This window comes from Pseudomonas sp. MYb60, assembly GCF_002979555.1.
In the GTDB taxonomy this organism is placed as follows: domain Bacteria; phylum Pseudomonadota; class Gammaproteobacteria; order Pseudomonadales; family Pseudomonadaceae; genus Aquipseudomonas.
This window is the reverse complement of the sequence record NZ_PCOZ01000001.1, coordinates 499,466-522,658: the sequence shown is the minus strand read 5'-3', so window position 1 is coordinate 522,658 and position 23,193 is coordinate 499,466. Positions and strand designations below refer to the sequence as shown.

General features: G+C 61.1%; 24 protein-coding genes. 8 read left to right on the top strand and 16 right to left on the bottom strand.

The features are described 5' to 3' along the window. Positions 1-38 precede the first annotated feature (38 nt). Genes CQ041_RS02380 through pdeM form a run of 6 tightly spaced genes read left to right on the top strand, consistent with a single transcriptional unit; the run spans position 39 to position 6,568 of the window. Positions 39-767 carry an ABC transporter permease gene (locus CQ041_RS02380; protein ID WP_105520559.1) on the top strand — a complete coding sequence of 243 codons (729 nt, stop codon included), beginning with the start codon at positions 39-41 and terminating at the stop codon, positions 765-767. After that, positions 764-1,474 carry an ABC transporter permease gene (locus tag CQ041_RS02375; protein WP_105520560.1) on the top strand — a complete coding sequence of 237 codons (711 nt, stop codon included), beginning with the start codon at positions 764-766 and terminating at the stop codon, positions 1,472-1,474. The genes CQ041_RS02380 and CQ041_RS02375 overlap by 4 nt, the downstream gene beginning before the upstream one ends. Before the next feature lie 9 nt (positions 1,475-1,483). Further along, positions 1,484-2,602, top strand: coding sequence for a succinylglutamate desuccinylase/aspartoacylase family protein (locus CQ041_RS02370; RefSeq protein WP_105520561.1), 1,119 nt, complete (start codon positions 1,484-1,486; stop codon positions 2,600-2,602). A 13-nt stretch (positions 2,603-2,615) separates the two neighbouring features. After that, on the top strand, positions 2,616-3,380 hold the full coding sequence (locus CQ041_RS02365; protein ID WP_105520562.1) for an ABC transporter ATP-binding protein: 765 nt from the start codon (positions 2,616-2,618) through the stop codon (positions 3,378-3,380). Between the two features lie 57 nt (positions 3,381-3,437). Then, on the top strand, positions 3,438-5,918 hold the full coding sequence (locus CQ041_RS02360; RefSeq protein WP_105520563.1) for a ligase-associated DNA damage response DEXH box helicase: 2,481 nt from the start codon (positions 3,438-3,440) through the stop codon (positions 5,916-5,918). Beyond that, the gene (pdeM, locus tag CQ041_RS02355; protein WP_105520564.1) at positions 5,918-6,568 is read left to right on the top strand and encodes a ligase-associated DNA damage response endonuclease PdeM; all 651 of its coding nucleotides are present in this window, start codon (positions 5,918-5,920) and stop codon (positions 6,566-6,568) included. The genes CQ041_RS02360 and pdeM overlap by 1 nt, the downstream gene beginning before the upstream one ends. Before the next feature lie 3 nt (positions 6,569-6,571). Here pdeM and CQ041_RS02350 read toward each other — a convergent pair whose 3' ends face one another. Beyond that, positions 6,572-6,784, bottom strand: coding sequence for a hypothetical protein (locus CQ041_RS02350; RefSeq protein ID WP_105520565.1), 213 nt, complete (start codon positions 6,782-6,784; stop codon positions 6,572-6,574). Positions 6,785-6,891: 107 nt separating this feature from the next. Then, a complete protein-coding gene (dcd, locus tag CQ041_RS02345) occupies positions 6,892-7,458 on the bottom strand; it encodes a dCTP deaminase (RefSeq protein ID WP_016973172.1) in 567 nt (188 codons plus the stop codon). 389 nt (positions 7,459-7,847) lie between these two features. On the opposite strand from dcd, the gene CQ041_RS02340 reads away from it, so the two are divergent. Further along, entirely contained in the window at positions 7,848-8,057 is a 210-nt protein-coding gene (locus CQ041_RS02340) for a cold-shock protein (RefSeq protein WP_002554837.1), read from the top strand. A 204-nt stretch (positions 8,058-8,261) separates the two neighbouring features. Here the strand turns inward: CQ041_RS02340 and rpoS are convergent, their stop codons facing one another. The 8 genes from rpoS to CQ041_RS02300 form a co-directional block, all read right to left on the bottom strand. After that, entirely contained in the window at positions 8,262-9,266 is a 1,005-nt protein-coding gene (gene rpoS / locus CQ041_RS02335; RefSeq protein WP_105520566.1) for an RNA polymerase sigma factor RpoS, read from the bottom strand. 105 nt (positions 9,267-9,371) lie between these two features. Then, entirely contained in the window at positions 9,372-10,208 is an 837-nt protein-coding gene (locus CQ041_RS02330; protein WP_105520567.1) for a peptidoglycan DD-metalloendopeptidase family protein, read from the bottom strand. A 207-nt stretch (positions 10,209-10,415) separates the two neighbouring features. Further along, a complete protein-coding gene (locus CQ041_RS02325) occupies positions 10,416-11,051 on the bottom strand; it encodes a protein-L-isoaspartate(D-aspartate) O-methyltransferase (protein ID WP_177429347.1) in 636 nt (211 codons plus the stop codon). A gap of 41 nt (positions 11,052-11,092) precedes the next feature. Beyond that, a complete protein-coding gene (gene surE, locus CQ041_RS02320) occupies positions 11,093-11,842 on the bottom strand; it encodes a 5'/3'-nucleotidase SurE (protein WP_105520569.1) in 750 nt (249 codons plus the stop codon). Next, on the bottom strand, positions 11,830-12,888 hold the full coding sequence (gene truD, locus CQ041_RS02315; RefSeq protein WP_105520570.1) for a tRNA pseudouridine(13) synthase TruD: 1,059 nt from the start codon (positions 12,886-12,888) through the stop codon (positions 11,830-11,832). The genes surE and truD overlap by 13 nt, the downstream gene beginning before the upstream one ends. Further along, on the bottom strand, positions 12,885-13,358 hold the full coding sequence (gene ispF, locus CQ041_RS02310) for a 2-C-methyl-D-erythritol 2,4-cyclodiphosphate synthase (RefSeq protein WP_012722614.1): 474 nt from the start codon (positions 13,356-13,358) through the stop codon (positions 12,885-12,887). The genes truD and ispF overlap by 4 nt, the downstream gene beginning before the upstream one ends. Positions 13,359-13,412: 54 nt before the next feature. Further along, positions 13,413-14,258: an S-formylglutathione hydrolase gene (gene fghA, locus CQ041_RS02305; protein ID WP_105520571.1), complete on the bottom strand. Its 846-nt coding sequence runs from the start codon at positions 14,256-14,258 to the stop codon at positions 13,413-13,415. An 8-nt stretch (positions 14,259-14,266) separates the two neighbouring features. Next, positions 14,267-15,379 carry an S-(hydroxymethyl)glutathione dehydrogenase/class III alcohol dehydrogenase gene (locus CQ041_RS02300; protein ID WP_105520572.1) on the bottom strand — a complete coding sequence of 371 codons (1,113 nt, stop codon included), beginning with the start codon at positions 15,377-15,379 and terminating at the stop codon, positions 14,267-14,269. Between the two features lie 110 nt (positions 15,380-15,489). On the opposite strand from CQ041_RS02300, the gene CQ041_RS02295 reads away from it, so the two are divergent. After that, complete coding sequence (locus tag CQ041_RS02295) at positions 15,490-16,386, top strand: LysR substrate-binding domain-containing protein (RefSeq protein ID WP_105520573.1); 897 nt, start codon at positions 15,490-15,492, stop codon at positions 16,384-16,386. Positions 16,387-16,505: 119 nt separating this feature from the next. On the opposite strand, the gene ispD is transcribed toward CQ041_RS02295, so the two are convergent. From ispD to tilS, 6 genes are all read right to left on the bottom strand, one after another. Continuing rightward, the gene (gene ispD / locus CQ041_RS02290; RefSeq protein WP_105520574.1) at positions 16,506-17,213 is read right to left on the bottom strand and encodes a 2-C-methyl-D-erythritol 4-phosphate cytidylyltransferase; all 708 of its coding nucleotides are present in this window, start codon (positions 17,211-17,213) and stop codon (positions 16,506-16,508) included. Further along, positions 17,210-17,488: a cell division protein FtsB gene (gene ftsB, locus CQ041_RS02285; protein WP_003231201.1), complete on the bottom strand. Its 279-nt coding sequence runs from the start codon at positions 17,486-17,488 to the stop codon at positions 17,210-17,212. Before ftsB ends, ispD begins: the two co-directional genes overlap by 4 nt. A 171-nt stretch (positions 17,489-17,659) precedes the next feature. Next, positions 17,660-18,949: a phosphopyruvate hydratase gene (gene eno / locus CQ041_RS02280; protein WP_105520575.1), complete on the bottom strand. Its 1,290-nt coding sequence runs from the start codon at positions 18,947-18,949 to the stop codon at positions 17,660-17,662. Positions 18,950-19,106: 157 nt separating this feature from the next. Then, a complete protein-coding gene (kdsA, locus tag CQ041_RS02275) occupies positions 19,107-19,952 on the bottom strand; it encodes a 3-deoxy-8-phosphooctulonate synthase (protein WP_105520576.1) in 846 nt (281 codons plus the stop codon). Positions 19,953-19,957: 5 nt separating this feature from the next. Further along, a complete protein-coding gene (locus CQ041_RS02270) occupies positions 19,958-21,589 on the bottom strand; it encodes a CTP synthase (protein ID WP_105520577.1) in 1,632 nt (543 codons plus the stop codon). 273 nt (positions 21,590-21,862) lie between these two features. Then, positions 21,863-23,182, bottom strand: coding sequence for a tRNA lysidine(34) synthetase TilS (gene tilS / locus CQ041_RS02265; protein WP_105520578.1), 1,320 nt, complete (start codon positions 23,180-23,182; stop codon positions 21,863-21,865). Positions 23,183-23,193 lie beyond the last annotated feature (11 nt).

Genomic DNA, 23,193 nt, shown 5'->3' with positions numbered 1-23,193 from the left:
CGGCAGGGGCGCTGTTTTATCGCCATAGGTCCTGATTTATGTTCGAAGAACTCTTGCAAACCCTCGGGCTGGGCGCGTTCAGCTTGAAGGGTTTCGGCCCGCTGTTGCTGCAAGGCACCTGGATGACCATCAAGTTGTCGGTGCTGTCCCTGGCGGTCAGCGTGTTGTTGGGCCTGCTCGGCGCCAGCGCCAAATTGTCCAGCCTGCCATTCCTGCGGATTCCGGCCCAGCTCTACACCACGCTGATTCGCGGCGTGCCCGACCTGGTGCTGATGCTGCTGATTTTCTACAGCCTGCAAACCTGGCTCACCGGCCTTACTGACTTCATGGAATGGGAATACATCGAGATCGACCCATTCAGCGCCGGGGTGATTACCCTGGGCTTTATCTACGGTGCGTATTTCACCGAGACGTTTCGCGGCGCGATCCTCGCCGTGCCCCGCGGCCAACTCGAAGCCGCCACGGCCTATGGCCTCAAGCGCGGCCAGCGGTTTCGCTACGTGACTTTCCCGCAGATGATGCGCTTTGCCCTGCCGGGCATCGGCAATAACTGGATGGTGATGCTCAAGGCCACGGCGCTGGTCTCGATCATTGGCCTGGCGGATTTGGTAAAGGCCGCCCAGGATGCCGGCAAAAGCACTTATCAACTGTTCTATTTCCTGGTGCTCGCCGCGCTGATCTACCTGATGATCACCAGCGCTTCCAACTTCGTCCTGCGCCGTCTGGAACGTCGCTACTCCGCAGGTTCCCGGGAGGCCGTGCGATGATCGAACTTTTGCAGGAATACTGGCGCCCGTTCCTTTACAGCGACGGTCAGCACATCACCGGCCTGGCCATGACGATGTGGCTGCTCACGGCCGCCCTGGTCATCGGCTTTGTGCTGTCGATTCCGTTGTCCATCGCCCGCGTATCACGCAAGCGCCTGGTGCGCTGGCCCGTGCAGTTCTACACCTACCTGTTCCGGGGCACGCCGCTCTATATCCAACTGCTGATCTGCTACACCGGCATCTACAGCATCGCCGCCGTGCGTGAACAACCGCTGCTGGACGCGTTCTTCCGTGATGCGATGAACTGCACCGTCCTGGCCTTTGCCCTCAACACCTGCGCCTACACCACGGAGATTTTCGCCGGGGCGATCCGCAGCATGGCCCACGGCGAAGTCGAAGCGGCCAAGGCTTATGGACTCAGCGGCTGGAAGCTGTACGCTTACGTGATCATGCCCTCGGCGTTGCGTCGCTCGCTGCCCTATTACAGCAATGAAGTGATCCTGATGCTGCACTCGACGACGGTGGCCTTCACCGCGACGATCCCCGATATCCTCAAAGTCGCGCGTGACGCCAACTCCGCGACGTTCATGACCTTTCAATCATTCGGCATCGCTGCGCTGATCTACCTGACCGTGACCTTTGCACTGGTGGGGCTGTTTCGCCTGGCGGAGCGCCGCTGGCTGGCCTTCCTCGGGCCGAGCCATTAAGGAGCCTTCATGCGTCATCAGGTTCATGAGCTGATCGCGCCGGTACCCGGCACCGCGCGGCAGATCCACAGCTTTCACTTCGGCCCGGAACACGCCGGGGGCAAGGTCTACATTCAATCATCACTGCACGCCGATGAGTTGCCGGGCATGCTGGTGGCCTGGCATTTGAAGCAGCGCCTGGCGCAGCTGGCGGCTGCCGGACGCTTGCGCAGCGAAATCGTGCTGGTGCCGGTGGCCAATCCGGTGGGCCTGGAACAGGTGCTGATGGACGTGCCGCTGGGCCGCTACGAGCTGGAAAGCGGGCAGAACTTCAATCGTCTGTTTGTCGACCTCAGCGCAACCGTGGGTGACCTGGTCGAGGATGCGCTCAACGAAGATGCGCAGCACAACGTCGAACTGATCCGCGCCGCCCTCTACACCGCCCTTGCCGCCCAGACCGCCGCCACCCAGCTGCAATCCCAGCGCCTGGTGCTGCAGCGGCTGGCCTGCGATGCCGACATGGTGCTGGACCTGCACTGCGACTTCGAAGCCGTGGCGCATCTGTACACCACTCCCGAGGCGTGGCCACAGGTGGAGCCGCTGGCGCGCTATATCGGTTCGGAGGCGAATCTGCTCGCAACCGATTCCGGCGGGCAGTCTTTCGATGAATGTTTCACCCTGGTGTGGTGGCAGTTGCAACAGCGTTTCGGCGAGCTTTTTCCGATCCCCCTGGGCAGCTTTTCGGTGACCGTCGAACTGCGTGGCCAGGGCGATGTGAACCACGGCCTGGCCGCTCTGGATTGCCAGGCGATCATCGACTACCTGATTCACTTCGGCGCGATTGCCGGCGACGTTGCACCACTGCCTGACCTGGCCTACCCGGCCACGCCCCTGGCCGGTGTCGAACCCGTGGTCACACCGGTCGGCGGCTTGCTGGTGTTCAGCGCCCTGCCCGGCGAATACCTGGAGGCCGGGCAACTGCTCGCTGAAATCATCGACCCCATTACCGACCGCGTCACGCCCGTGCATTGTCGCAATGCCGGCCTGCTGTACGCCCGTTCGCTGCGCCGCATGGCCACTGCCGGGATGGTCATCGGCCATGTCGCAGGCCTGGAGGCCTACCGCAGCGGCTACCTACTTTCGCCTTGAGGATGCACGCCCCATGTACAAATTGACCGTTGAAGGCCTGCATAAACGTTATGGCGACAATGAGGTGCTCAAGGGTGTCTCGCTCAAGGCCAAGACTGGCGACGTGATCAGCCTGATCGGCGCCAGCGGCTCCGGCAAGAGCACCTTCCTGCGCTGCATCAATTTTCTGGAAACCCCGAACGACGGCGCCATGACCCTCGACGGCCAGCCGATCCGCATGGTCAGCGACCGCGACGGCATGCGGGTGGCCGACGAAGCCGAATTGCAGCGCCTGCGCACGCGGCTGGCCATGGTGTTCCAGCACTTCAACCTGTGGAGCCACATGAGCGTGCTGGAAAACATCACCATGGCCCCGCGCCGGGTGCTGGGGTGCAGCAAGAAGGACGCCGAAGACCGCGCCCGTCGCTATCTGGACAAGGTAGGCCTGCCAGCGCGCGTGGCCGATCAATACCCGGCCTTTCTCTCCGGCGGCCAGCAGCAACGGGTGGCGATCGCCCGCGCGCTGGCGATGGAGCCGGAAGTGATGCTGTTCGACGAACCCACCTCAGCCCTCGACCCGGAGTTGGTGGGCGAAGTGTTGAAGGTGATCCAGGGCCTGGCTGAAGAAGGTCGCACCATGATCATGGTGACCCATGAGATGAGCTTTGCGCGCAAGGTCTCGAGCCAGGTGCTGTTCCTGCACCAGGGCTTGGTGGAGGAGCACGGCACACCTGAGGATGTGTTGGGCAATCCGAAGAGCGAGCGTTTGCAGCAGTTCTTGCGCGGCAACTTGAAGTAAACCTTTGCCCGCTCTGGAAGGTCTGTGGAATAGGCCTTTCAGAGTGTCAGCCACCCAATGGCAAAACCCATCGACTTCGCCAAGCAATGGTTCGCCTCCAAGGGCTGGAAACCGTTCACGTTTCAGAAAGGTGTGTGGTCGGCCGTCAAGGACGGCCAGTCGGGGTTGCTGCATGCCAGTACCGGCGCGGGTAAAACCTATGCCCTGTGGTTCGCCGCGCTCAATCGCTTCGCCATCACCCGTCCGCCCGCGACGGGCAAGCGCAAACCGCCTGCCGAACCGCTGACCGTGCTGTGGATTACGCCCATGCGCGCCCTGGCCGCCGACACCGCTCGCGCATTGGAAGCGCCGCTGGAGGCGTTGCAGATTCCGTGGAGCGTCGGCCTGCGCACCGGCGATACCAGCAGCAGCGAGCGCGCCCGCCAGACCCGACGCCAGCCCACGGCGCTGGTCACCACCCCGGAAAGCCTGACCCTGATGCTCGCCCGCGCCGACAGCGAAACGAGCCTGGCGCACCTGCGCATGGTGGTCGTGGACGAGTGGCATGAATTGATTGGCAACAAGCGCGGCGTGCAGTTGCAACTGGCGCTGGCGCGGCTGCGACGCTGGCACCCGGCGCTGATGGTGTGGGGAATTTCGGCAACGCTGGGCAACCAATCCCACGCCTTGGAGGTACTGGTCCCACAAGGCGACGGGATCAATGTACAGGGACAAACGAACAAGCAACTGAAAGTCGACACCTTGCTGCCACCGCTCGCCGAACGCTTTCCGTGGGCCGGGCACATTGGCTTGAAAATGCTCCCCCAAGTGGTGGCCGAAGTAGACGCCAGCAGCAGTTGCCTGGTGTTTACCAACACGCGGGCGCAGTCGGAAATCTGGTTCCAGGCGTTGCTGGACGCCCGCCCGGACTGGGCGGGCGTGATTGCACTGCACCACGGCTCACTGTCGCGAGAAACCCGTGACTGGGTGGAACGGGCACTGAAGGATGGCCAGCTCAAGGCAGTAGTCTGCACCTCCAGCCTGGACCTCGGGGTGGATTTCCTGCCGGTGGAGCGGGTGCTGCAGATTGGCTCGGCCAAAGGCGTGGCGCGCTTGATGCAACGGGCCGGACGCTCGGGGCATGCGCCGGGACGGCCTTCGCGGGTGACGCTGGTGCCGACCCACAGCCTGGAACTGGTGGAGGCCGCGGCGGCCCAGGACGCGATCGCCCAGCGGCGTATCGAAGCGCGGGAATCGCCCCACAAGCCGCTGGATGTGCTCGTACAGCACCTGGTGAGCATGGCACTGGGCGGTGGGTTCACCCCGGATGCGCTGCTGGCAGAGGTGCGCGGTGCCTGGGCTTATCACGACCTTACGGATGAAGATTGGGCCTGGGCATTGGGTTTTGTGCGCCACGGGGGCTTGTCACTCACCGCCTACCCGGACTACCGCCGCGTAGAACCCGATGAACATGGGGTCTGGCGCGTGCCCGACGCGCGACTGGCGCGGCGGCACCGCATGAGCGTGGGCACCATCGTCAGCGATGCCAGCCTCCAGCTGAAGTACTGGAGCAAAGGCGGCGGGGGCAAGAACCTGGGCAGTGTCGAGGAAGGTTTTATCGCTCGGCTCAAGCCGGGGGACGGTTTCCTGTTTGCCGGGCGCTTGCTGGAATTGGTCCGCGTGGAAAACATGACCGCTTATGTGCGCCGCAGCAACGTGAAAAAAGCCGCGGTCCCGCGCTGGAATGGCGGGCGCATGCCGCTTTCCAACGAGCTGGCGCAGGCCGTGGTGGAGCGCTTCGATGCGGCGGCCCACGGCCAATTCGACGGCCCGGAAATGCGCGCGGTGCAACCGTTGTTGCAGACGCAGTTGCGCTGGTCCGGCTTGCCGACGCGAGACCATTTGTTGGCCGAAGCGCTGAAGTCCCGCGAGGGTTGGCACTTGTTCCTTTACCCGTTTGCCGGGCGCCAGGTGCACCTGGGGTTGGCCAGTTTGCTGGCGTGGCGGATCAGCCAGGGGCAACCGGTGACCTTCTCGATTGCGGTGAACGATTATGGGTTGGAGCTACTGAGTGCGACTCCGGTGGACTGGCCTGCATTGTTGAGCGCCACCTTGCTGAGCCCTGAGAATCTACTGCACGACGTGGCGGCCAGCCTGAATGCCGGGGAACTGGCCCTGCGCCGTTTTCGCGAGATCGCCCGTATCGCCGGGCTGGTGTTTGCCGGCTACCCCGGCGCGCCGAAAAGTACCCGACAGGTGCAGGCCTCCAGCGGATTATTCTTCGAAGTGTTCAAGCAGTACGACCCACAGAACCTGTTGCTGACCCAGGCCGGGGAAGAAGTCCTGCGCGATGAGTTGGATATTCGTCGGTTGGAAGAGACATTGCGTCATCTGTCGACGCTGAAACTGGACTTGCACGTGATCGAACGTCCCACGCCGCTGGCGTTCCCATTGCTGGTGGAGCGGATGCGCGAAAGCATGAGTTCGGAAAAACTTTCGGAGCGCATTGCGCGGATGGTCAAGGACCTGGAAAAGGTCGCGGATAACGGGAAGCGCTGATGGTGTGCGAGGTGGTACTGGAAGGTGAAACGCTGTGGCTGCTGGCAGACAAGGCGGTGTACTGGCCTGCGCGCCAGTGCCTGTTGATTGCCGATGCACACTTTGGCAAAGCCTCGGCCTATCGCAGCCTGGGTCAGCCGGTGCCGCAGGGCACGACAACAGCCAATCTGGAACGCCTGGACCGGTTATTGTCGCGGCATGCCTGTGAGCAGGTAGTGTTTCTCGGCGACTTTCTGCACGGGCCCGGCTCGCACGCCGTGGGCACCCTGAGCGCACTGAGGGCATGGCGTGAGCGCAATACTGAGCTGTCCCTGACCCTGATTCGCGGCAACCACGACAAGCGTGCAGGAGACCCACCGGCTGACTTGAAGATGGAAGTGGTGACCGAGCCGCTGCTGATGGGGCCTTTTGCCTTGCAACATGAGCCCGACGCACACCCCAGCCACCACGTGCTGGCGGGGCATGTGCATCCGGTGTATCGGCTGCGCGGCAAGGGTCGCCAGAGTCTGCGGCTGCCGTGTTTCCAGATTGGGGCACACGTCAGCCTGCTACCGGCATTCGGCGTATTTACCGGGGGCCACGCGGTGGTACAGGACGATGACCGCCGAATCTATGTGATTGGCGATCATGAAGTCTGGCCGCTGGGCTAGCTGTCAGGCAACGGGGGCGGGAGGTGGCTCGTCGGGAAGGGTTGGCACACCTTGCTCATCCGGTTGCTCGGGTTGACCTGGGGAGGGGTCAGGGTCCGGCTGTCCGGGAACGCCACCCTCGAAGGCGGGATTGGCCATCAGGGACCAGGCCAGAACACCAATCTGGTTGGGTTCAAGCCTGGCAAGTTCGGCGCTGATTCGCGGGTCGATCTTCATAAAGTACTCCTCAAGCGTGGCCCGACGCGTTTTGCACGCGCCGGGGCAGTACACCCAATAGAGTCACTTCCCGCAGACAAATTCCCTTAACGTGTCAGACCTTTCGATCAAGCGCGTGGGAGAGTAACGCCGCGCTGGCCCTGATACTTGCCACCACGGTCCTTGTAAGACACTTCACAGGCCTCGTCAGACTGCAGGAACAGCATCTGCGCCACACCTTCATTGGCGTAGATTTTCGCCGGCAAGGTGGTGGTGTTGGAGAACTCCAGGGTGACATGCCCTTCCCACTCCGGCTCCAGCGGCGTCACGTTGACGATGATGCCGCAGCGCGCATAAGTGCTCTTGCCCAGGCAGATGGTCAGTACGTCGCGGGGAATGCGGAAGAACTCCACGGTGCGCGCCAGGGCGAAAGAGTTCGGCGGGATGATGCACACGTCGCTCTTGATATCGACGAAGCTTTTTTCATCGAAGTTTTTCGGATCGACGGTCGCCGAGTTGATGTTGGTGAACACCTTGAACTCATCGGCGCAGCGCACATCGTAGCCGTAGCTGGAAACACCGTAGGAGATCAGGCGTTCAGCGCCTTCACCGCGCATCTGGCGCTCGACGAAGGGCTCGATCATGCCGTGCTCTTGCGCCATGCGGCGAATCCACTTGTCCGATTTGATGCTCATGGCGGGTGTCCTGAATAGCGAGGTGGAAAAATTCTGTGGGGCATCTTACCGGGGCCGGCGTTGGGGTTCAAAGGCCGCAGGGGTTTTCTTGACGAATGCCAGCCTTGCCCTGAGCCGCGTCCAGCGGGGCCGGGACCCTCATTGCGGTGTCGGGTGACTGTAAATACCACCGCCAGTCACGAAAATGGAGAAACCTTGGGAAATACCATTGGCACGTTCCGGAAAAAGGGTTAAGGTGGCGCCACTGTGCTGCTTGTGTCACTGAGAATCTCTACACGATATGTTGAATTTCGATCCAACCATCTCCAAGAATTTTTCCTGCTCTTTGCACTCAGTCTCGGCCAGGGCTTTTCCTGAGTCGCAGTTAACTTTGTCCAAGGAGATACACCATGTCTAATCGCCAAACTGGTACCGTTAAGTGGTTCAACGATGAAAAAGGCTTCGGCTTCATCACTCCACAATCCGGTGACGACCTGTTCGTTCACTTCAAAGCTATCCAATCCGACGGCTTCAAAAGCCTGAAAGAAGGCCAACAGGTTTCTTTCATCGCTACCCGCGGTCAGAAAGGCATGCAAGCTGAAGAAGTTCAAGTTATCTAACTTGTACTGACTTAGTCGAAAAGACCCCGCCCTCAAAAGCGGGGTTTTTTTATGCCTGGGATTTGGCTATGTGCCAGTAGATCGTCAGATACAAAACAATGTGGGAGGGGGCTTGCCACCGATAGCAGTGCGTCAGCCAAATACCCATGACTGAAATACCGCCATCGGGGGCAAGCCCCCTCCCACATGCTTTACTGCGTCGTTCTATTGGAACAACGACTCACTCGACAAGCCATTCTTCTCCAGGATCTCACGCAAGCGCTTGAGCCCTTCTACCTGGATCTGCCGCACCCGCTCACGGGTCAGGCCGATCTCCAGGCCTACGTCCTCCAGGGTACTGCTCTCATGGCCACGCAGGCCGAAGCGGCGAATCACCACCTCACGCTGCTTGTCCGTAAGCTCACTTAGCCACTGGTCAATGCTTTGGGAAAGATCGTCGTCCTGCAACAGTTCGCAAGGATCTGTAGGGCGATCATCTGTCAGGGTGTCCAGCAGGGTTTTATCCGAATCCGGACCCAGCGAGACGTCGACCGAAGACACGCGCTCGTTCAAACCGAGCATGCGCTTGACCTCCCCTACCGGTTTTTCCAGCAGGTTGGCGATTTCTTCAGGCGAGGGTTCATGATCGAGTTTTTGAGTCAGCTCACGCGCCGCCCGCAGGTAGACGTTGAGCTCCTTGACCACATGGATCGGCAACCGAATCGTGCGGGTCTGATTCATGATCGCCCGTTCGATGGTCTGGCGAATCCACCAGGTGGCATAGGTTGAAAAGCGGAAGCCCCGCTCTGGGTCAAACTTCTCCACCGCCCGGATCAGGCCCAGGTTGCCTTCCTCGATCAGGTCCAACAGGGACAGCCCACGATTGACATAACGTCGGGCGATTTTCACCACCAGGCGCAGGTTGCTTTCAATCATGCGCTTGCGCCCAGCCGGATCACCCTTCTGCGACAAGCGCGCAAAATGGACTTCTTCTTCGGGGGTAAGCAGAGGGGAAAAGCCGATTTCATTGAGGTACAGCTGCGTCGCATCGAGCGCCCGCGTGTAATCAATGTATTTGTGTTGCTTCAACGCAGTGGAGTTCTTGGACTTGGTGCGAACTGAAGGTACAGCAGGTCCCTCATTCGACATCGATTCCGTATCGATTTGCTCTCCCATGAGGAGTAGCTCATCGTCGATGTCAAACTCCGGCGCTTCTTTACTGAGAGCCATTGTTATAGTCCTTTGGTGAGTTCGACCTCAAGCTCCAGCGACGCCTTTATCCTTGGCAACGCTCGAGCCTGTTCCTTCTACGTGAGGGAACAGGCTGGCAACACATCAACGACGAGGCAGGAATTGCAGCGGATCTACAGGTTTACCTTGGCGGCGAATCTCAAAATGCAGTTTCACCCGGTCCGTACCCGTTGACCCCATTTCGGCAATTGTCTGTCCGACCTTGACCTGCTGCCCCTCCCGAACCAACAGCCTGCGGTTATGACCGTAGGCACTGACGTAGGTATCGCTGTGTTTGATGATGACCAGCTCGCCGTAGCCCCGCAAACCACTCCCGGCGTAAACCACTGTGCCATCAGACGCAGCTAAAACAGGCTGTCCCAAATCCCCGGCGATATCAATGCCTTTATTCAAACTACCGTTTGAAGAGAATTTTCCAATCAACACCCCGTTCGAAGGCCATCCCCAGCCCGTCGGAGCAGGTCCTGCGGGCGGTGAAGGTGCCGGCGCCGGCTTGCTCGCAATCGTTGGCGAGGCAGTGCCTGCGGGCCTGGTGATGATCGTGGTTTTGCTCGACGATGAGGGTGAGGACGTGGTGTTTGTCACCACCGTAGGAGGGGTGGAACCACTGCGCCCATCGAAGCGAATCGTCTGACCCGGATGGATCGTGTAGGGCACAGGAATATTGTTACGAGCTGCGAGCGCCTTGTAGTCCCAACCGTAACGGAAGGCGATCGAGAACAGCGTGTCACCCTTGCGGACCACATATTGTCCGGTGGTCACCGTAGGCCGTTGCGGCACGGCGCTGTTGCGGTCGACCACTCGTGCACCGCTGCTGGGTGAGCTGGAGCACCCAACCAGCAAGGAACTGAGGGCAAGGCCGAGCACCAGTCGCTGAAAGCTTGTTTTACTCATACGCTGCGCAAGACCTGTGAGACTCACCCGCCGCTCCCTTTCTGGTGGCTGAACATGTATGCCTGTATCAGGCTTGAAATATGACGCAAGTATAACTGGGCATTGGGTTTTTACCGGCACACGTCTGAAACGAATGATTCAGCGTGTTGAAATGCCCTGCCTATGCTGTTGACTCGATAGACCTCGCTGTAAGACACATCCTCACCAGCAGAATTCACCGCCGGAGAAAATTGATCAGGCCAGCGGACCGTTGAGCAACGGCACAAAGCGAACCGCTCCCAGGACATGCCGGGAAAAGCCTTGGTCTTCGCGAATAATGAGCATCAATTGTTGCACTTCGCCGGAGCCGACCGGAATCACCAGGCGCCCGCCGGGGGCCAGTTGATCGAGCAGCGCCTGGGGAACATCGGTGGCCACGGCAGTCACGATGATGCCGTTGTAAGGCGCCAGCGCCGGCCAGCCTTCCCAGCCATCGCCCCAGCGAAACACCACGTTGCGCAGGTTCAACTCCACCAGGCGCTCCTTGGCTCGGTCCTGCAACACCTTGATGCGCTCCACCGAGAACACCCGCTCCACCAGTTGCGCCAGCACGGCTGTCTGGTAGCCCGAGCCGGTGCCGATCTCCAGCACCTTGTCCAGCGGGCCGGCCGCCAGCAGCAGCTCGCTCATGCGCGCCACCATATAGGGCTGGGAGATGGTCTGGTTGTGGCCGATGGGCAGCGCGGTGTCTTCATACGCACGGTGCGCCAGCGCCTCATCGACAAACAGATGGCGCGGCGTGCGGCGGATGACTTCCAACACCTGGGCATTGGACAGGCCTTCTTCATACAGCCGCTGGATCAAACGCTCGCGGGTACGCTGGGAGGTCATCCCGATACCGCGACGCAGCAGGTCGTCTTGTTCACGGCCCATTAGCGCAGCCCCTCCAGCCAGCCATCGAGACCACTGAAGGCATCACTGAAGGTGCGATCGAATTGCAACGGGGTGATCGACACATAACCTTGCATCACCGCATGGAAGTCCGTGCCCTCGCCCCCATCTTCGGCATCCCCCGCCGCGGCGATCCAATAGCCCTCCTTGCCACGCGGATCGACCACCTTCAACGGCGCCGCCGCACGGGCACGGTGGCCCAGGCGCGTCAGCTGGATGCCGCGAATATGGTCGAGGGGCAAGTTGGGGATATTGACGTTGAGTACCGTTCGCGGCGGCAGGTCCAGGGAAGCATGGGCCTCCACCAGCTTGCGCGCGAAATAGGCGGCGGTGGGCAGGTTGTCGAGTTGGCGCGACGCCAGGGAAAACGCAAACGAAGTGCGCCCCAGGAAACGCCCTTCAAGCGCCGCTGCCACGGTGCCGGAATACAGCACATCATCGCCCAGGTTGGCGCCGAGGTTGATACCCGACACCACCAGGTCCGGCTCCTGCTCCAGCAAACTGTTGATTGCCAGGTGCACGCAGTCGGTGGGGGTGCCGTTCACGCTGATAAAGCCGTTGGCCAGGACCTGCGGGTGCAGCGGACGGTCGAGCGTCAGCGAACTGCTGGCGCCGCTTTTGTCCTGGTCGGGGGCGACCACCACGCACTCGGCATAGTCTTGCAGCGCGCCATAGAGCGCGGCAAGACCGGGTGCGGTGGCACCGTCATCATTTGATATCAGAATACGCATGGGCTGTCCGTCTGCCCTGCCGGCACCAGATCAACAAGCTCGCGCACCAAGACAGTGGCGAAGCATCCAGCCGGCAGGACGAATTCCAATTGCAGAATGTCAGGACCGGGATAATGCCACGTCAACCCGCCAATGGGCAGTCGCAGAATGCGACGTTCCTGGCTCATGCCGGCATTCACCAGCCAATCGCGCAGGTCGGCCTCTTGCGCGGCGACGGCTTGCTCGAGCAGGTGGGTCGCGCCGCTGGCGGGCGAATCGCCCTCGCCCCACTGCGGGCCGGTGGGGTGCAGGTCCAGGATCGCCAGGCGCGGATCGCTGCACTCAGCCTCCCCCGCCGGGAAAAAACTGCGACTGTCGGTAAACGCCAGCAGGTCGCCGACCTGGGCTCGCTGCCAGGAACCGTCGGCAACCCGAGCCGCCAACACCTGATTGAACAGAAAGCTGCGCGCGGTGGACAACAGCCGCGACCGCACGTTGCGCTGCTCCGGCAAGGCCTTGCGGGCCGCCCATTCGCGGGCATCGACGACGTTGCCGCCGTTGTGGCCGAAGCGCTGTGCGCCGAAATAGTTGGGAATGCCGTGCTGGGCAATCAGTTGCAACCGCGCGTCGATGGCTGCGGTATCACCGGCCAGTTGGGTCAGGCGCAAGGTGAAACCATTCGCCGAATGCGCGCCGCGCTGCAGCTTGCGCTTGTGGCGGGCGGTCTTGAGGATCTTCAGGGTGTCGTTTTCGGCCGCACTCATGTCCGGGTCAGCCTTGCCCGGCAATTGCACGCTGAACCACTGGCGAGTCAGCGCCTGGCGATCCTTGAGCCCGGCATAGCTGACGGTACGCAACGGCACGCCAGCGGCCTTGGCAATACGCCGTGCAGCTTCCTCGGTGTTGAGCCCACGCTTCTCCACCCACAGCCACAGGTGTTCGCCCTCGCCGGTCAGTGGGATATCCAGCACTTCGTCAACCTGGAAGTCTTCCGCCGTGGCCTTCAGGACCGCGCTGCCCAACGCTTCACCATAGGCACGCGGGCCCAACAGTTGCAGGTCGTTCATGCGCGCAGCAACAAGGCAACGGAATGCACGGCAATGCCCTCTTCCCGACCGGTGAACCCGAGTTTTTCGGTGGTGGTGGCTTTCACGTTCACTTGATCCAATTCAATTTGCAGATCCGCCGCGATCAGCGCGCGCATCGATTCGATATGGGGCGCCATTTTCGGCGCCTGGGCCACGATGGTGTTGTCGACGTTGCCGACTTTCCAGCCCTTGGCATGGATCAGGCCGACCACGTGGCGCAGCAATACCCGGCTGTCCGCGCCCTTGAAGGTTGGGTCAGTGTCCGGAAAGTGCTTGCCGATATCACCCAACGCGGCTGCGCCGAGCAAGGCATCGCTCAAGGCATGCAACACAACGTCGCCGTCGGAATGAGCCAGCAACCCATGGTGGTGTGCAATGCGCACACCGCCCAAGGTGATGAAGTCGCCTTCGGCGAAACGGTGCACATCGTAGCCGTGGCCAATACGCATAAAAAAACGCCCCGATTTAATTCAGGGCGTGATTCTACCTACTTTTGCTTCACATTAACCGAGCAAAGCACGGCCATGATGCCGCAAATGATCTTCGATGAAGCTGGCGATGAAGAAGTAGCTGTGGTCGTAGCCCGGTTGGAGTCTCAGCTCCAGCGGATGGTTGGCCGCCTTTGCCGCTTGAACGAGGGCCTCAGGCTTGAGCTGCACCGCGAGGAAGTCGTCGCGGTCGCCCTGGTCCACCAGCAGCGGCAGCTTTTCCGAGGCTTCACTGATCAGCACGCAGGCGTCCCACTCGCGCCACTTGGAGCGCTCTTCGCCCAGGTAACGGGAGAAGGCTTTCTGGCCCCAGGGGCAATCCATCGGGTTGTTGATCGGCGAAAACGCCGACACCGACAGGTAACGCCCCGGGGTGCGCAGCGCACACACCAGCGCACCGTGGCCGCCCATGGAGTGGCCACTGATGCCGCGCTTGTCCGAAGCCGGGAAATGCGCTTCGACCAATGCCGGCAATTCCTGCACCACGTAGTCATGCATCCGATAGTGCTTGGCCCAGGGTTCCTGGGTGGCATTCAGATAAAAGCCCGCGCCGAGGCCGAAATCCCAGGCGTTATCGGGATCGCCGGGGACGCCAGGGCCACGGGGGCTGGTGTCGGGTGCGACGATGATCAACCCCAGCTCGGCGGCCATGCGCTGGGCACCGGCCTTCTGCATGAAGTTCTCGTCGGTGCAGGTCAGGCCGGACAGCCAGTACAGCACCGGCAGCTTGCCGCCCTGCTCCGCCTGCGGCGGCAGGTAGACGGCGAAGGTCATGTCGCAACCGAGCACATCGGAGTGATGCTTGTAGCGTTTATGCCAGCCGCCGAAGCTTTTCTGGCACGACAGGTTTTCCAGACTCATGGCCGACCTCAGAAGTGGATGACGGTACGAATGCTCTTGCCTTCATGCATCAGGTCAAACGCTTTGTTGATGTCCTCCAGGCCCATGGTGTGGGTGATGAAGGTATCGAGCGGGATCTCGCCGGTCTGGGCCATTTCCACGTAGCTTGGCAGCTCGGTACGTCCGCGCACGCCGCCGAACGCCGAACCGCGCCAGACGCGACCGGTCACCAGTTGGAACGGACGGGTGGCGATTTCCTGGCCAGCACCGGCCACGCCGATGATCACCGACTCGCCCCAGCCCTTGTGGCAGCACTCGAGGGCGGCACGCATCAGTTGCACGTTGCCGATGCATTCGAAGGAGAAGTCCACGCCGCCGTCGGTGAGGTCGACGATCACGTCCTGGATCGGACGGTCGTAGTCTTTCGGGTTGATGCAGTCGGTAGCGCCCAGTTGTTTGGCGATCTCGAACTTGGCCGGGTTGATGTCGATGGCAATGATGCGACCGGCCTTGGCTTTGACTGCACCGATGATCGCCGACAGGCCGATACCACCCAGGCCGAAGATGGCCACGGTGTCGCCTGGCTTGACCTTGGCAGTATTGATCACCGCGCCGATCCCGGTGGTGACGCCACACCCCAGCAGGCAGACTTTTTCCAGCGGCGCTTCTTTAGGAATCTTGGCCACGGAAATTTCCGGCAGCACGGTGTACTCGGAGAACGTCGAGGTCCCCATGTAGTGGAAAATCGGTTGGCCCTTGTAGGAAAAACGCGTGGTGCCGTCGGGCATCAGCCCTTTGCCCTGGGTGGAACGGATGGCCTGGCACAGGTTGGTCTTGCCCGACAGGCAGAATTTGCACTTGCCGCACTCCGGGGTGTACAGCGGGATCACGTGGTCGCCCACCGCTACCGACGTCACGCCCTCGCCGATCGCCTCAACCACCGCGCCGCCTTCGTGGCCGAGGATCGACGGGAAGATACCTTCCGGGTCCGCACCCGACAGGGTGTAGGCATCAGTGTGGCAAACGCCGGACGCGACCACGCGCAACAGCACTTCGCCGGCCTTGGGCATGGCGACATCCACTTCAACGATCTCGAGGGGCTTCTTGGCTTCGAAGGCTACGGCGGCGCGGGACTTGATCATCCGGATTACTCCAAGGGGTTAAAAACGTGAGGCAGAGAGTGTAAAACATGGCCCGCTGATTAATAATCCAGGCAAAAGCAAAACTTTATTGCTGTACAGGGATAATCACCATGCTGGAAAACCGCTGGGAAGGCATTGATGAGTTTGTCGCCGTGGCCGAATGCAGCCAATTCACGGCGGCGGCCGAACGCCTCGGGGTGTCGTCATCGCATATCAGCCGGCAAGTCGCACGACTGGAGGAGCGCCTGCAAACGCGGTTGCTGTATCGCAGTACGCGCAAGGTGACACTGACCGAGGCCGGCCAGACTTTCCTGCAGCATTGCCAACGCCTGCAGGACGGTCGCGAAGAAGCCCTGCGCGCGGTGGGCGACCTGGCCAGTGAACCCAAGGGCATGTTGCGCATGACCTGCGCCGTGGCCTACGGCGAACGCTTCATCGTGCCGCTCGTGACCCGCTTCATGGGTCAGTATCCGCAGCTACGGGTGGACATCGAACTGAGCAACCGCCAGCTGGATCTGGTGCACGAAGGCCTCGACCTGGCGATTCGCCTGGGGCGGCTGCAGGATTCGCGCATGGTCGCCAGCCGTCTCGCCCCTAGACGCATGTATCTGTGCGCGTCGCCGTCCTACCTGGCACGGTATGGTCGGCCACACAGTTTGTCGGAATTGAGCCGGCACAATTGCCTGATCGGCAGTTCGGATATCTGGCAACTGGCCCAGGACGGCCGCGAATTTTCCCAGCGAGTGCAGGGAAACTGGCGCTGCAACAGTGGGCAGGCGGTGCTGGATGCGGCATTGCAAGGGGTTGGGTTGTGCCAGTTGCCGGATTACTACGTGCTGGAACATCTGCACAGTGGTGCGTTGGTGTCGCTGCTGGAGGCGCATCAACCGCCAAACACGGCGGTATGGGCGCTGTATCCGCAGCAGCGGCATTTATCGCCGAAGGTCAGGAAGCTGGTGGATTTTTTGAAGGCGGGGCTGGCTGAAACGCCGGAGTACAGCCGGTGATTATTTCGGTGTTTGGGTGGGCCTCATCGGGGGCAAGCCCCCTCCCACCTTTGAATGCGTTCACAAATCTTAATGTGGGAGGGGGCTTGCCCCCGATAGGCTCGGCACGGTCTGGCTGACTACCTACGGTTAGCCCACCGCAACCGCAGCCACTCCAGGTCTTCCGGCCGGGTCACCTTGATATTGTCCGAACGCCCTTCAATCAGCCGAGGCGCCTGGCCGGACCATTCCATGGCAGAGGCTTCGTCGGTGATGACAGCATCGGCCACCAGGCTGTCGGCCAGCGCGCGATGCAAGGCGCCCAAGCGGAACATCTGCGGCGTATAGGCTTGCCAGATCAGGCTGCGGTCGACAGTTTCCACCACCCGCCCGTGCTTGTCGGCGCGTTTGAGGGTATCCCGGGCCGGCACGGCCAGCAGGCCACCGACCGGATCATCGGCGAGTTGGCTCAACAGTTTATCGAGATCATCACGGCTCAGGTTCGGCCGCGCCGCATCGTGCACCAGCACCCAGTCATCATCACTGGCGCCCAGGGCATTCAAGTGCAACAGCGCATTGAGCACCGAGCCCGAGCGCTCCGAACCACCGTCCGCACGCTGTAGGCGCGGGTCCGCCGCACAGGCCAGCGTAGGCCAGTAAGGATCATCGGGAGCAAGGCTGACCACCAACCCCTTGAGGGAAGGATGATCGAGAAAACAGCCAAGGCTGTGTTCGAGAATAGTGCGCCCGCCCAGTTGCAAGTATTGCTTGGGACGGTCCGCGGCCATACGGGCACCGACGCCCGCGGCAGGAATCACGGCCCAGAAGGCCGGCAAACAGGTGCTCATTGGGCCAACTGGTAGAGGGTCTCGCCCTCCTTGACCATGCCCAGCTCATGGCGAGCCCGCTCTTCAACGGTCTCGGTACCTTTTTTCAGCTCAAGCACTTCAGCATCGAGCACGCGGTTGCGCTCCAGCAGGATCTCGTTTTCGGCGTGCTGTGCAGCAATTTGCTCGGTCAGGTCTTTTACCTGCGCAAAGCTGCCATTACCCACCCATAGGCGGTATTGCAGGCCAGCCAGCAACAAGAGCAAGACGAGGAACAACCAATTGGGACTGCGCATCGAAATCCGGGTATCCAGTGAAAAAAGACAGCCATGCAAAACTTTTGCAGCAACTGATAGCACGAAGCCTGGAAAAACCAGGCTTGTGCTAAGTAGCCATCAGATTAGCGTCGAAATTCACTTTACCGTGAAATTTCCGACGCAATCTGCCGACTTTTTACCATTTACAGCTTAACCGCGAAACTCGCCACGACCGTTGTACTTGGCCTTGCCCGCCAGTTGCTCTTCGATACGCAGCAATTGGTTGTACTTGGACACGCGGTCGGAACGGCACAGGGAACCGGTCTTGATCTGGCCCGCCGAGGTGCCCACGGCCAGGTCGGCAATGGTCGAATCTTCGGTTTCGCCGGAGCGGTGGGAGATCACGGCGGTATAGCCCGCAGCCTTGGCCATCTGGATGGCTTCCAGGGTTTCGGTCAGGGTGCCGATCTGGTTGAACTTGATCAGGATCGAGTTGGCGATCGACTTGTCGATGCCTTCCTTCAGGATCTTGGTGTTGGTCACGAACAGGTCGTCACCCACCAGCTGGATTTTCTCGCCGATCTTGTCAGTGAGGATTTTCCAGCCGTCCCAGTCAGACTCGTCCAGGCCGTCTTCGATCGAGATGATCGGGTAGCGCTCGGTCAGGCCCTTCAGGTAGTCGGCGAAACCTTCGGAATTGAATACCTGGCCTTCGCCGGACAGGTTGTACTTGCCATCTTCGTAGAACTCGCTGGCCGCGCAGTCCAGGGCCAGGGTCACGTCGGTGCCCAGCTTGTAGCCAGCATTGGCGACGGCTTCGGAGATCACTTTCAGGGCATCTTCGTTGGACGCCAGGTTCGGTGCGAAACCACCTTCGTCACCTACGGCAGTGCTCAGGCCACGGGCCTTCAGCACAGCCTTGAGGTGATGGAAAATCTCGGTGCCCATGCGCAGGCCTTCGGAGAAGGACTTGGCGCCTACCGGCTGAACCATGAATTCCTGGATGTCGACGTTGTTATCGGCGTGCTCGCCACCGTTGATGATGTTCATCATCGGTACCGGCATCGAGTAGACACCCGGTGTGCCGTTGAGGTTGGCGATGTGCGCGTACAGCGGCAGGTCCTGGTCCTGTGCAGCCGCCTTGGCCGCAGCCAGGGAGACGGCGAGGATGGCGTTGGCGCCCAGGCTGCCTTTGTTTTCGGTGCCATCGAGCGTGATCATTGCCAGGTCGAGGGCTTTCTGGTCAACAGGGTCTTTGCCCAGCAGCAGGTCGCGGATCGGGCCATTGATGTTGGCGACTGCCTTGAGTACGCCTTTGCCCAGGTAACGGCTCTTGTCGCCATCACGCAGTTCCAGCGCTTCGCGCGAACCGGTAGATGCACCGGACGGCGCGCAGGCGCTGCCGATGATGCCATTATCGAGAAGCACGTCGGCTTCGACGGTGGGGTTGCCACGGGAGTCGAGAACTTCACGACCTTTGATGTCGACGATTTTTGCCATTGTTGTAAACACTCCAAAGTTGACGAAAACGACGCAGCTGAAGGAAAACTTTTGACCGACCGCAAGGGTGGAACAACGGGGCAGGCTTGCAGAGGACAAGGCCCAGGCCCGGGGGCCTGAGCATAAAGCGTGGGAAATTCTACCGGAGAAACGACGGTTACGCGGTTTCTACCGTCGGAAAACTCTTTACCAGTTCGTCCAACTGCTTGAGCTGGGCCAGGAATGGCTCCAACTTGTCGAGGCGCAGGGCGCAAGGGCCGTCGCACTTGGCGTTGTCCGGGTCCGGGTGGGCTTCGAGGAACAGGCCCGCCAGAGACTGGCTGATGCCGGCCTTGGCCAGGTCCAGCACCTGGGCGCGACGCCCACCGGCGGAATCGGCGCGACCACCCGGCATTTGCAGCGCGTGGGTCACGTCGAAGAACACCGGGTATTCGAACTGTTTCATGATGCCGAAACCGAGCATGTCCACCACGAGGTTGTTATAGCCGAAGCTCGAACCACGCTCGCAGAGGATCAACTGGTCGTTACCCGCTTCCACGCACTTGTTCAGGATGTGTTTCATCTCCTGGGGCGCGAGGAACTGGGCTTTCTTGATATTGATCACAGCGCCGGTCTTGGCCATCGCGACCACCAGGTCGGTCTGGCGCGACAGGAAGGCCGGCAACTGGATGATGTCGCACACCTCGGCGACCACGGCAGCCTGTTCTGGCTCGTGGACGTCGGTGATGATTGGCACGCCGAAGGCCTGCTTGATGTCCTGGAAGATCCGCATGCCTTCTTCAAGGCCCGGGCCGCGGTAGGAGGTCACGGACGAACGGTTGGCCTTGTCGAAGCTGGCCTTGAACACGTAGGGAATACCGAGTTTCTCGGTAACCTTCACGTACTCTTCACAGACCTGCATCGCCATGTCGCGGCTTTCCAGCACGTTCATGCCGCCAAACAGCACCATGGGCTTGTCGTTGGCAATCTCGATGTTGCCGACGCGAATGATCTTCTGGGCCATCAGGGTTACGCCTTCTTCTGGTGTTGCGTCAGTGCAGCCTTGACGAAGCCGCTGAACAACGGATGACCGTCGCGCGGCGTCGAGGTGAACTCAGGGTGGAACTGGCACGCGACGAACCATGGGTGATCCGGTGCTTCAACCACTTCGACCAGCGCGCCATCACCGGAGCGACCGGAGATTTTCAGGCCGGCCTCTTTGATCTGCGGCAGCAGGTTGTTGTTCACTTCGTAGCGGTGACGGTGACGCTCGACGATCACGTCCTTGCCGTAGCAATCGTGAACCAGCGAGCCCGGCTCCAGCAGGCAATCCTGCGCACCGAGGCGCATGGTGCCGCCCAGGTCGGAGGCTTCGGTACGGGTCTCGACCGCGCCGGTGGCATCTTCCCACTCGGTGATCAGGCCCACGACCGGGTGGCCGCTCTTGCTGTCGAACTCGGTGGAGTTGGCGTCTTTCCAGCCCAGCACGTTACGGGCGAACTCGATGACGGCCACTTGCATGCCCAGGCAGATACCCAGGTACGGCACCTTGTTCTCACGGGCGTATTGAACGGCAGTGATCTTGCCTTCGACGCCACGCAGGCCGAAGCCGCCAGGCACGAGGATCGCGTCCACACCTTCGAGCAAGGCAGTACCTTGGTTCTCGATGTCTTCGGAATCGATGTAGCGCAGGTTGACCTTGGTACGGTTGCTGATGCCGGCATGGCTCATCGCTTCGATCAGCGACTTGTACGCGTCCAGCAGCTCCATGTACTTGCCGACCATGGCGATGGTGACTTCATGCTCAGGGTTGAGCTTGGCGTCGACCACGGCGTCCCACTCGGACAGGTCCGCACCATTGCACTGCAGGCCGAAACGCTCGACCACAAAATCGTCCAGGCCTTGCGAATGCAGGATGCCCGGGATCTTGTAGATGGTGTCGGCGTCTTCCAGCGCGATCACCGCACGTTCTTCAACGTTGGTGAATTGCGCGATCTTGCGACGCGAGGACACGTCGATCGGGTGATCGGAGCGGCACACCAGCACGTCCGGCTGCAGGCCGATGGAACGCAGTTCCTTCACCGAGTGCTGGGTTGGCTTGGTCTTGGTCTCGCCTGCGGTAGCGATGTAAGGCACCAGGGTGAGGTGCATCAGCATTGCGCGCTTGGCGCCGACTTCGAAACGCAACTGGCGGATGGCTTCGAGGAACGGTTGGGATTCGATGTCACCCACGGTGCCACCGATCTCGACCATCGCCACGTCGGCATCGCCTGCACCCTTGATGATGCGGCGCTTGATTTCGTCGGTGATGTGCGGGATCACCTGGATGGTTGCACCCAGGTAGTCACCACGGCGCTCCTTGCGCAGCACGTGCTCGTAGACACGGCCGGTGGTGAAGTTGTTGTTCTGGGTCATGGTCGTGCGGATGAACCGCTCGTAGTGGCCCAGGTCCAGGTCGGTCTCGGCGCCGTCGTGGGTGACGAACACTTCACCGTGCTGGAACGGGCTCATGGTGCCCGGGTCGACGTTGATGTACGGGTCCAGCTTGAGCATGGTGACCTTAAGTCCCCGCGCCTCCAGGATGGCCGCCAATGAAGCGGAGGCAATGCCTTTCCCCAATGAAGAAACAACACCGCCCGTGACGAATATGTAGCGCGTCATGAAAAACCCTAGAAGTCTGCGTTAAAGCGGTCCGAGCCGCCGGGGAAAGCGAAGGAAGGCCGAAGCCCCCGATCACCTGCATTAATCACAGTGCACCTTTCAAAAAAACCGCCGCGTTGTGACAGACCAGCAATGAAACACCGGTACGTTGATCGCTACACATTTTTTGGAATCGCCCAGCAAAGACTGCTTGGTAATCGGCAACTGCTGCGATTCAGGAGAATCCACAGAAGTTGTATCAAGAAGGGAGCGTAGTCTACCGGAAAGGCTCTATCAGCTCAAACCTTGATCGCAGATCTGTGGCATCCAATGCAATTGCCAGTCACGTGCCGGGTTGGGCCACAGCCCTGCAAGGGTTGGGACCGCGAGCAATTGCCCGTCCTGAAACAGCAGCGGCAATCTGCCACGGACAAACCCCGGCACCCCATATTCATTGAGCAGACGTTTCAAGTCTCGCCGGCCGCGACCTGGCACTTCGATGATTTCGCCGCCCTGGCGGTAGCGGATCTCCAGCAGGCCTTCGGGGGCCTTTCCGATAAATTCGAGCCGACCATTGCCGGGTAACTCTAGTGGGTTTTGCGCAGAGGGCCAGCTCACCGTTGCGTGGAAAAGTTCCGACCAAGCGGCGGGAAGCCACCAGACGCGCTCGCCACATCGAAGCAATTCGCCGTCGGCCAGGCGCCAACGCGGCTGTGCGTCACCCTTGGCATCGCGCAGGGAATACCAACTGGCCCAGTGATCGCTGTCAGGCAATCGCGTCAGCGGCGTCAGCCAATGGCGCAGGGCGTTGCGCTGGCGGGCGTCGGAAAGCTCGCGCAACGACGTGAGCTGCAGGGACGGCAACTGCAGCCAGGGAAACGGCGACGCTGGGTGGGCAGCCTGAAGGTCCATGCGCGCCAGCTCATCCAGCAGGCCTTGGGCTTCGCTGAGGTGCTCGGCGGTGCGGGCCAGGTTTGCGCTAGCCTGCGGCCAACGTTCCGTCAGGACAGGAAGCACGCGATGGCGTAGGTAATTACGGGAGAATCGCGAGTCCGCATTGGAAGGATCTTCGATCCATTTGAGCTGATGTGCCTCGGCATAGGCTTCCAGCTCTGCACGCGAGACATCCAACAAGGGCCGTACAAGGTAGCCTCCCGCCAGCGGGCGCTGTACTGGCATTGCCGCCAGCCCACGCACCCCTGCCCCGCGCAGCAGGCGGAACAACAGGGTTTCGGCCTGATCGTCGCGGTGCTGGGCGGTGAGCAGCATGTCCCCTGCCCCGATCACCTCGGCAAACGCCTGGTAACGCGCGTCACGGGCGGCTCGCTCAAGACTGGCACCGAGCTGGACTTGCACGCGCATGACCCGCAACGGTACGCCCAGGTTGTCGCATACCGACTGGCAATGCTCCGGCCACAGGTCAGCAGCAGCTTGCAGACCATGATGGACATGCACAGCACTGAGCGGCGGCAGGGTTTCGGTGTTTGCCAGGGAGGCCAGGAGGTGCAGCAGAACGGTGGAATCAAGCCCACCCGAGAATGCGATTTGCCAGGCCGGGGCGTTGCGCCACGGAGCCAGGGCTTGCAGGAGCTTGGCGCGCAAGGTTGGTTTCATCAAACGTTACC

Bases quoted from the DNA above. Each gene is read 5' to 3' on its own strand.
- CQ041_RS02380 (WP_105520559.1), top strand. From the start codon at position 39: ATGTTCGAAGAACTCTTGCAAACCCTCGGGCTGGGCGCGTTCAGCTTG.
- CQ041_RS02375 (WP_105520560.1), top strand. From the start codon at position 764: ATGATCGAACTTTTGCAGGAATACTGGCGCCCGTTCCTTTACAGCGAC.
- CQ041_RS02370 (WP_105520561.1), top strand. From the start codon at position 1,484: ATGCGTCATCAGGTTCATGAGCTGATCGCGCCGGTACCCGGCACCGCG.
- CQ041_RS02365 (WP_105520562.1), top strand. From the start codon at position 2,616: ATGTACAAATTGACCGTTGAAGGCCTGCATAAACGTTATGGCGACAAT.
- CQ041_RS02360 (WP_105520563.1), top strand. From the start codon at position 3,438: ATGGCAAAACCCATCGACTTCGCCAAGCAATGGTTCGCCTCCAAGGGC.
- pdeM (WP_105520564.1), top strand. From the start codon at position 5,918: ATGGTGTGCGAGGTGGTACTGGAAGGTGAAACGCTGTGGCTGCTGGCA.
- CQ041_RS02350 (WP_105520565.1), bottom strand. From the start codon at position 6,784: ATGAAGATCGACCCGCGAATCAGCGCCGAACTTGCCAGGCTTGAACCC.
- dcd (WP_016973172.1), bottom strand. From the start codon at position 7,458: ATGAGCATCAAATCGGACAAGTGGATTCGCCGCATGGCGCAAGAGCAC.
- CQ041_RS02340 (WP_002554837.1), top strand. From the start codon at position 7,848: ATGTCTAATCGCCAAACTGGTACCGTTAAGTGGTTCAACGATGAAAAA.
- rpoS (WP_105520566.1), bottom strand. From the start codon at position 9,266: ATGGCTCTCAGTAAAGAAGCGCCGGAGTTTGACATCGACGATGAGCTA.
- CQ041_RS02325 (WP_177429347.1), bottom strand. From the start codon at position 11,051: ATGACCTCCCAGCGTACCCGCGAGCGTTTGATCCAGCGGCTGTATGAA.
- surE (WP_105520569.1), bottom strand. From the start codon at position 11,842: ATGCGTATTCTGATATCAAATGATGACGGTGCCACCGCACCCGGTCTT.
- truD (WP_105520570.1), bottom strand. From the start codon at position 12,888: ATGAACGACCTGCAACTGTTGGGCCCGCGTGCCTATGGTGAAGCGTTG.
- ispF (WP_012722614.1), bottom strand. From the start codon at position 13,358: ATGCGTATTGGCCACGGCTACGATGTGCACCGTTTCGCCGAAGGCGAC.
- fghA (WP_105520571.1), bottom strand. From the start codon at position 14,258: ATGAGTCTGGAAAACCTGTCGTGCCAGAAAAGCTTCGGCGGCTGGCAT.
- CQ041_RS02300 (WP_105520572.1), bottom strand. From the start codon at position 15,379: ATGATCAAGTCCCGCGCCGCCGTAGCCTTCGAAGCCAAGAAGCCCCTC.
- CQ041_RS02295 (WP_105520573.1), top strand. From the start codon at position 15,490: ATGCTGGAAAACCGCTGGGAAGGCATTGATGAGTTTGTCGCCGTGGCC.
- ispD (WP_105520574.1), bottom strand. From the start codon at position 17,213: ATGAGCACCTGTTTGCCGGCCTTCTGGGCCGTGATTCCTGCCGCGGGC.
- ftsB (WP_003231201.1), bottom strand. From the start codon at position 17,488: ATGCGCAGTCCCAATTGGTTGTTCCTCGTCTTGCTCTTGTTGCTGGCT.
- eno (WP_105520575.1), bottom strand. From the start codon at position 18,949: ATGGCAAAAATCGTCGACATCAAAGGTCGTGAAGTTCTCGACTCCCGT.
- kdsA (WP_105520576.1), bottom strand. From the start codon at position 19,952: ATGGCCCAGAAGATCATTCGCGTCGGCAACATCGAGATTGCCAACGAC.
- CQ041_RS02270 (WP_105520577.1), bottom strand. From the start codon at position 21,589: ATGACGCGCTACATATTCGTCACGGGCGGTGTTGTTTCTTCATTGGGG.
- tilS (WP_105520578.1), bottom strand. From the start codon at position 23,182: ATGAAACCAACCTTGCGCGCCAAGCTCCTGCAAGCCCTGGCTCCGTGG.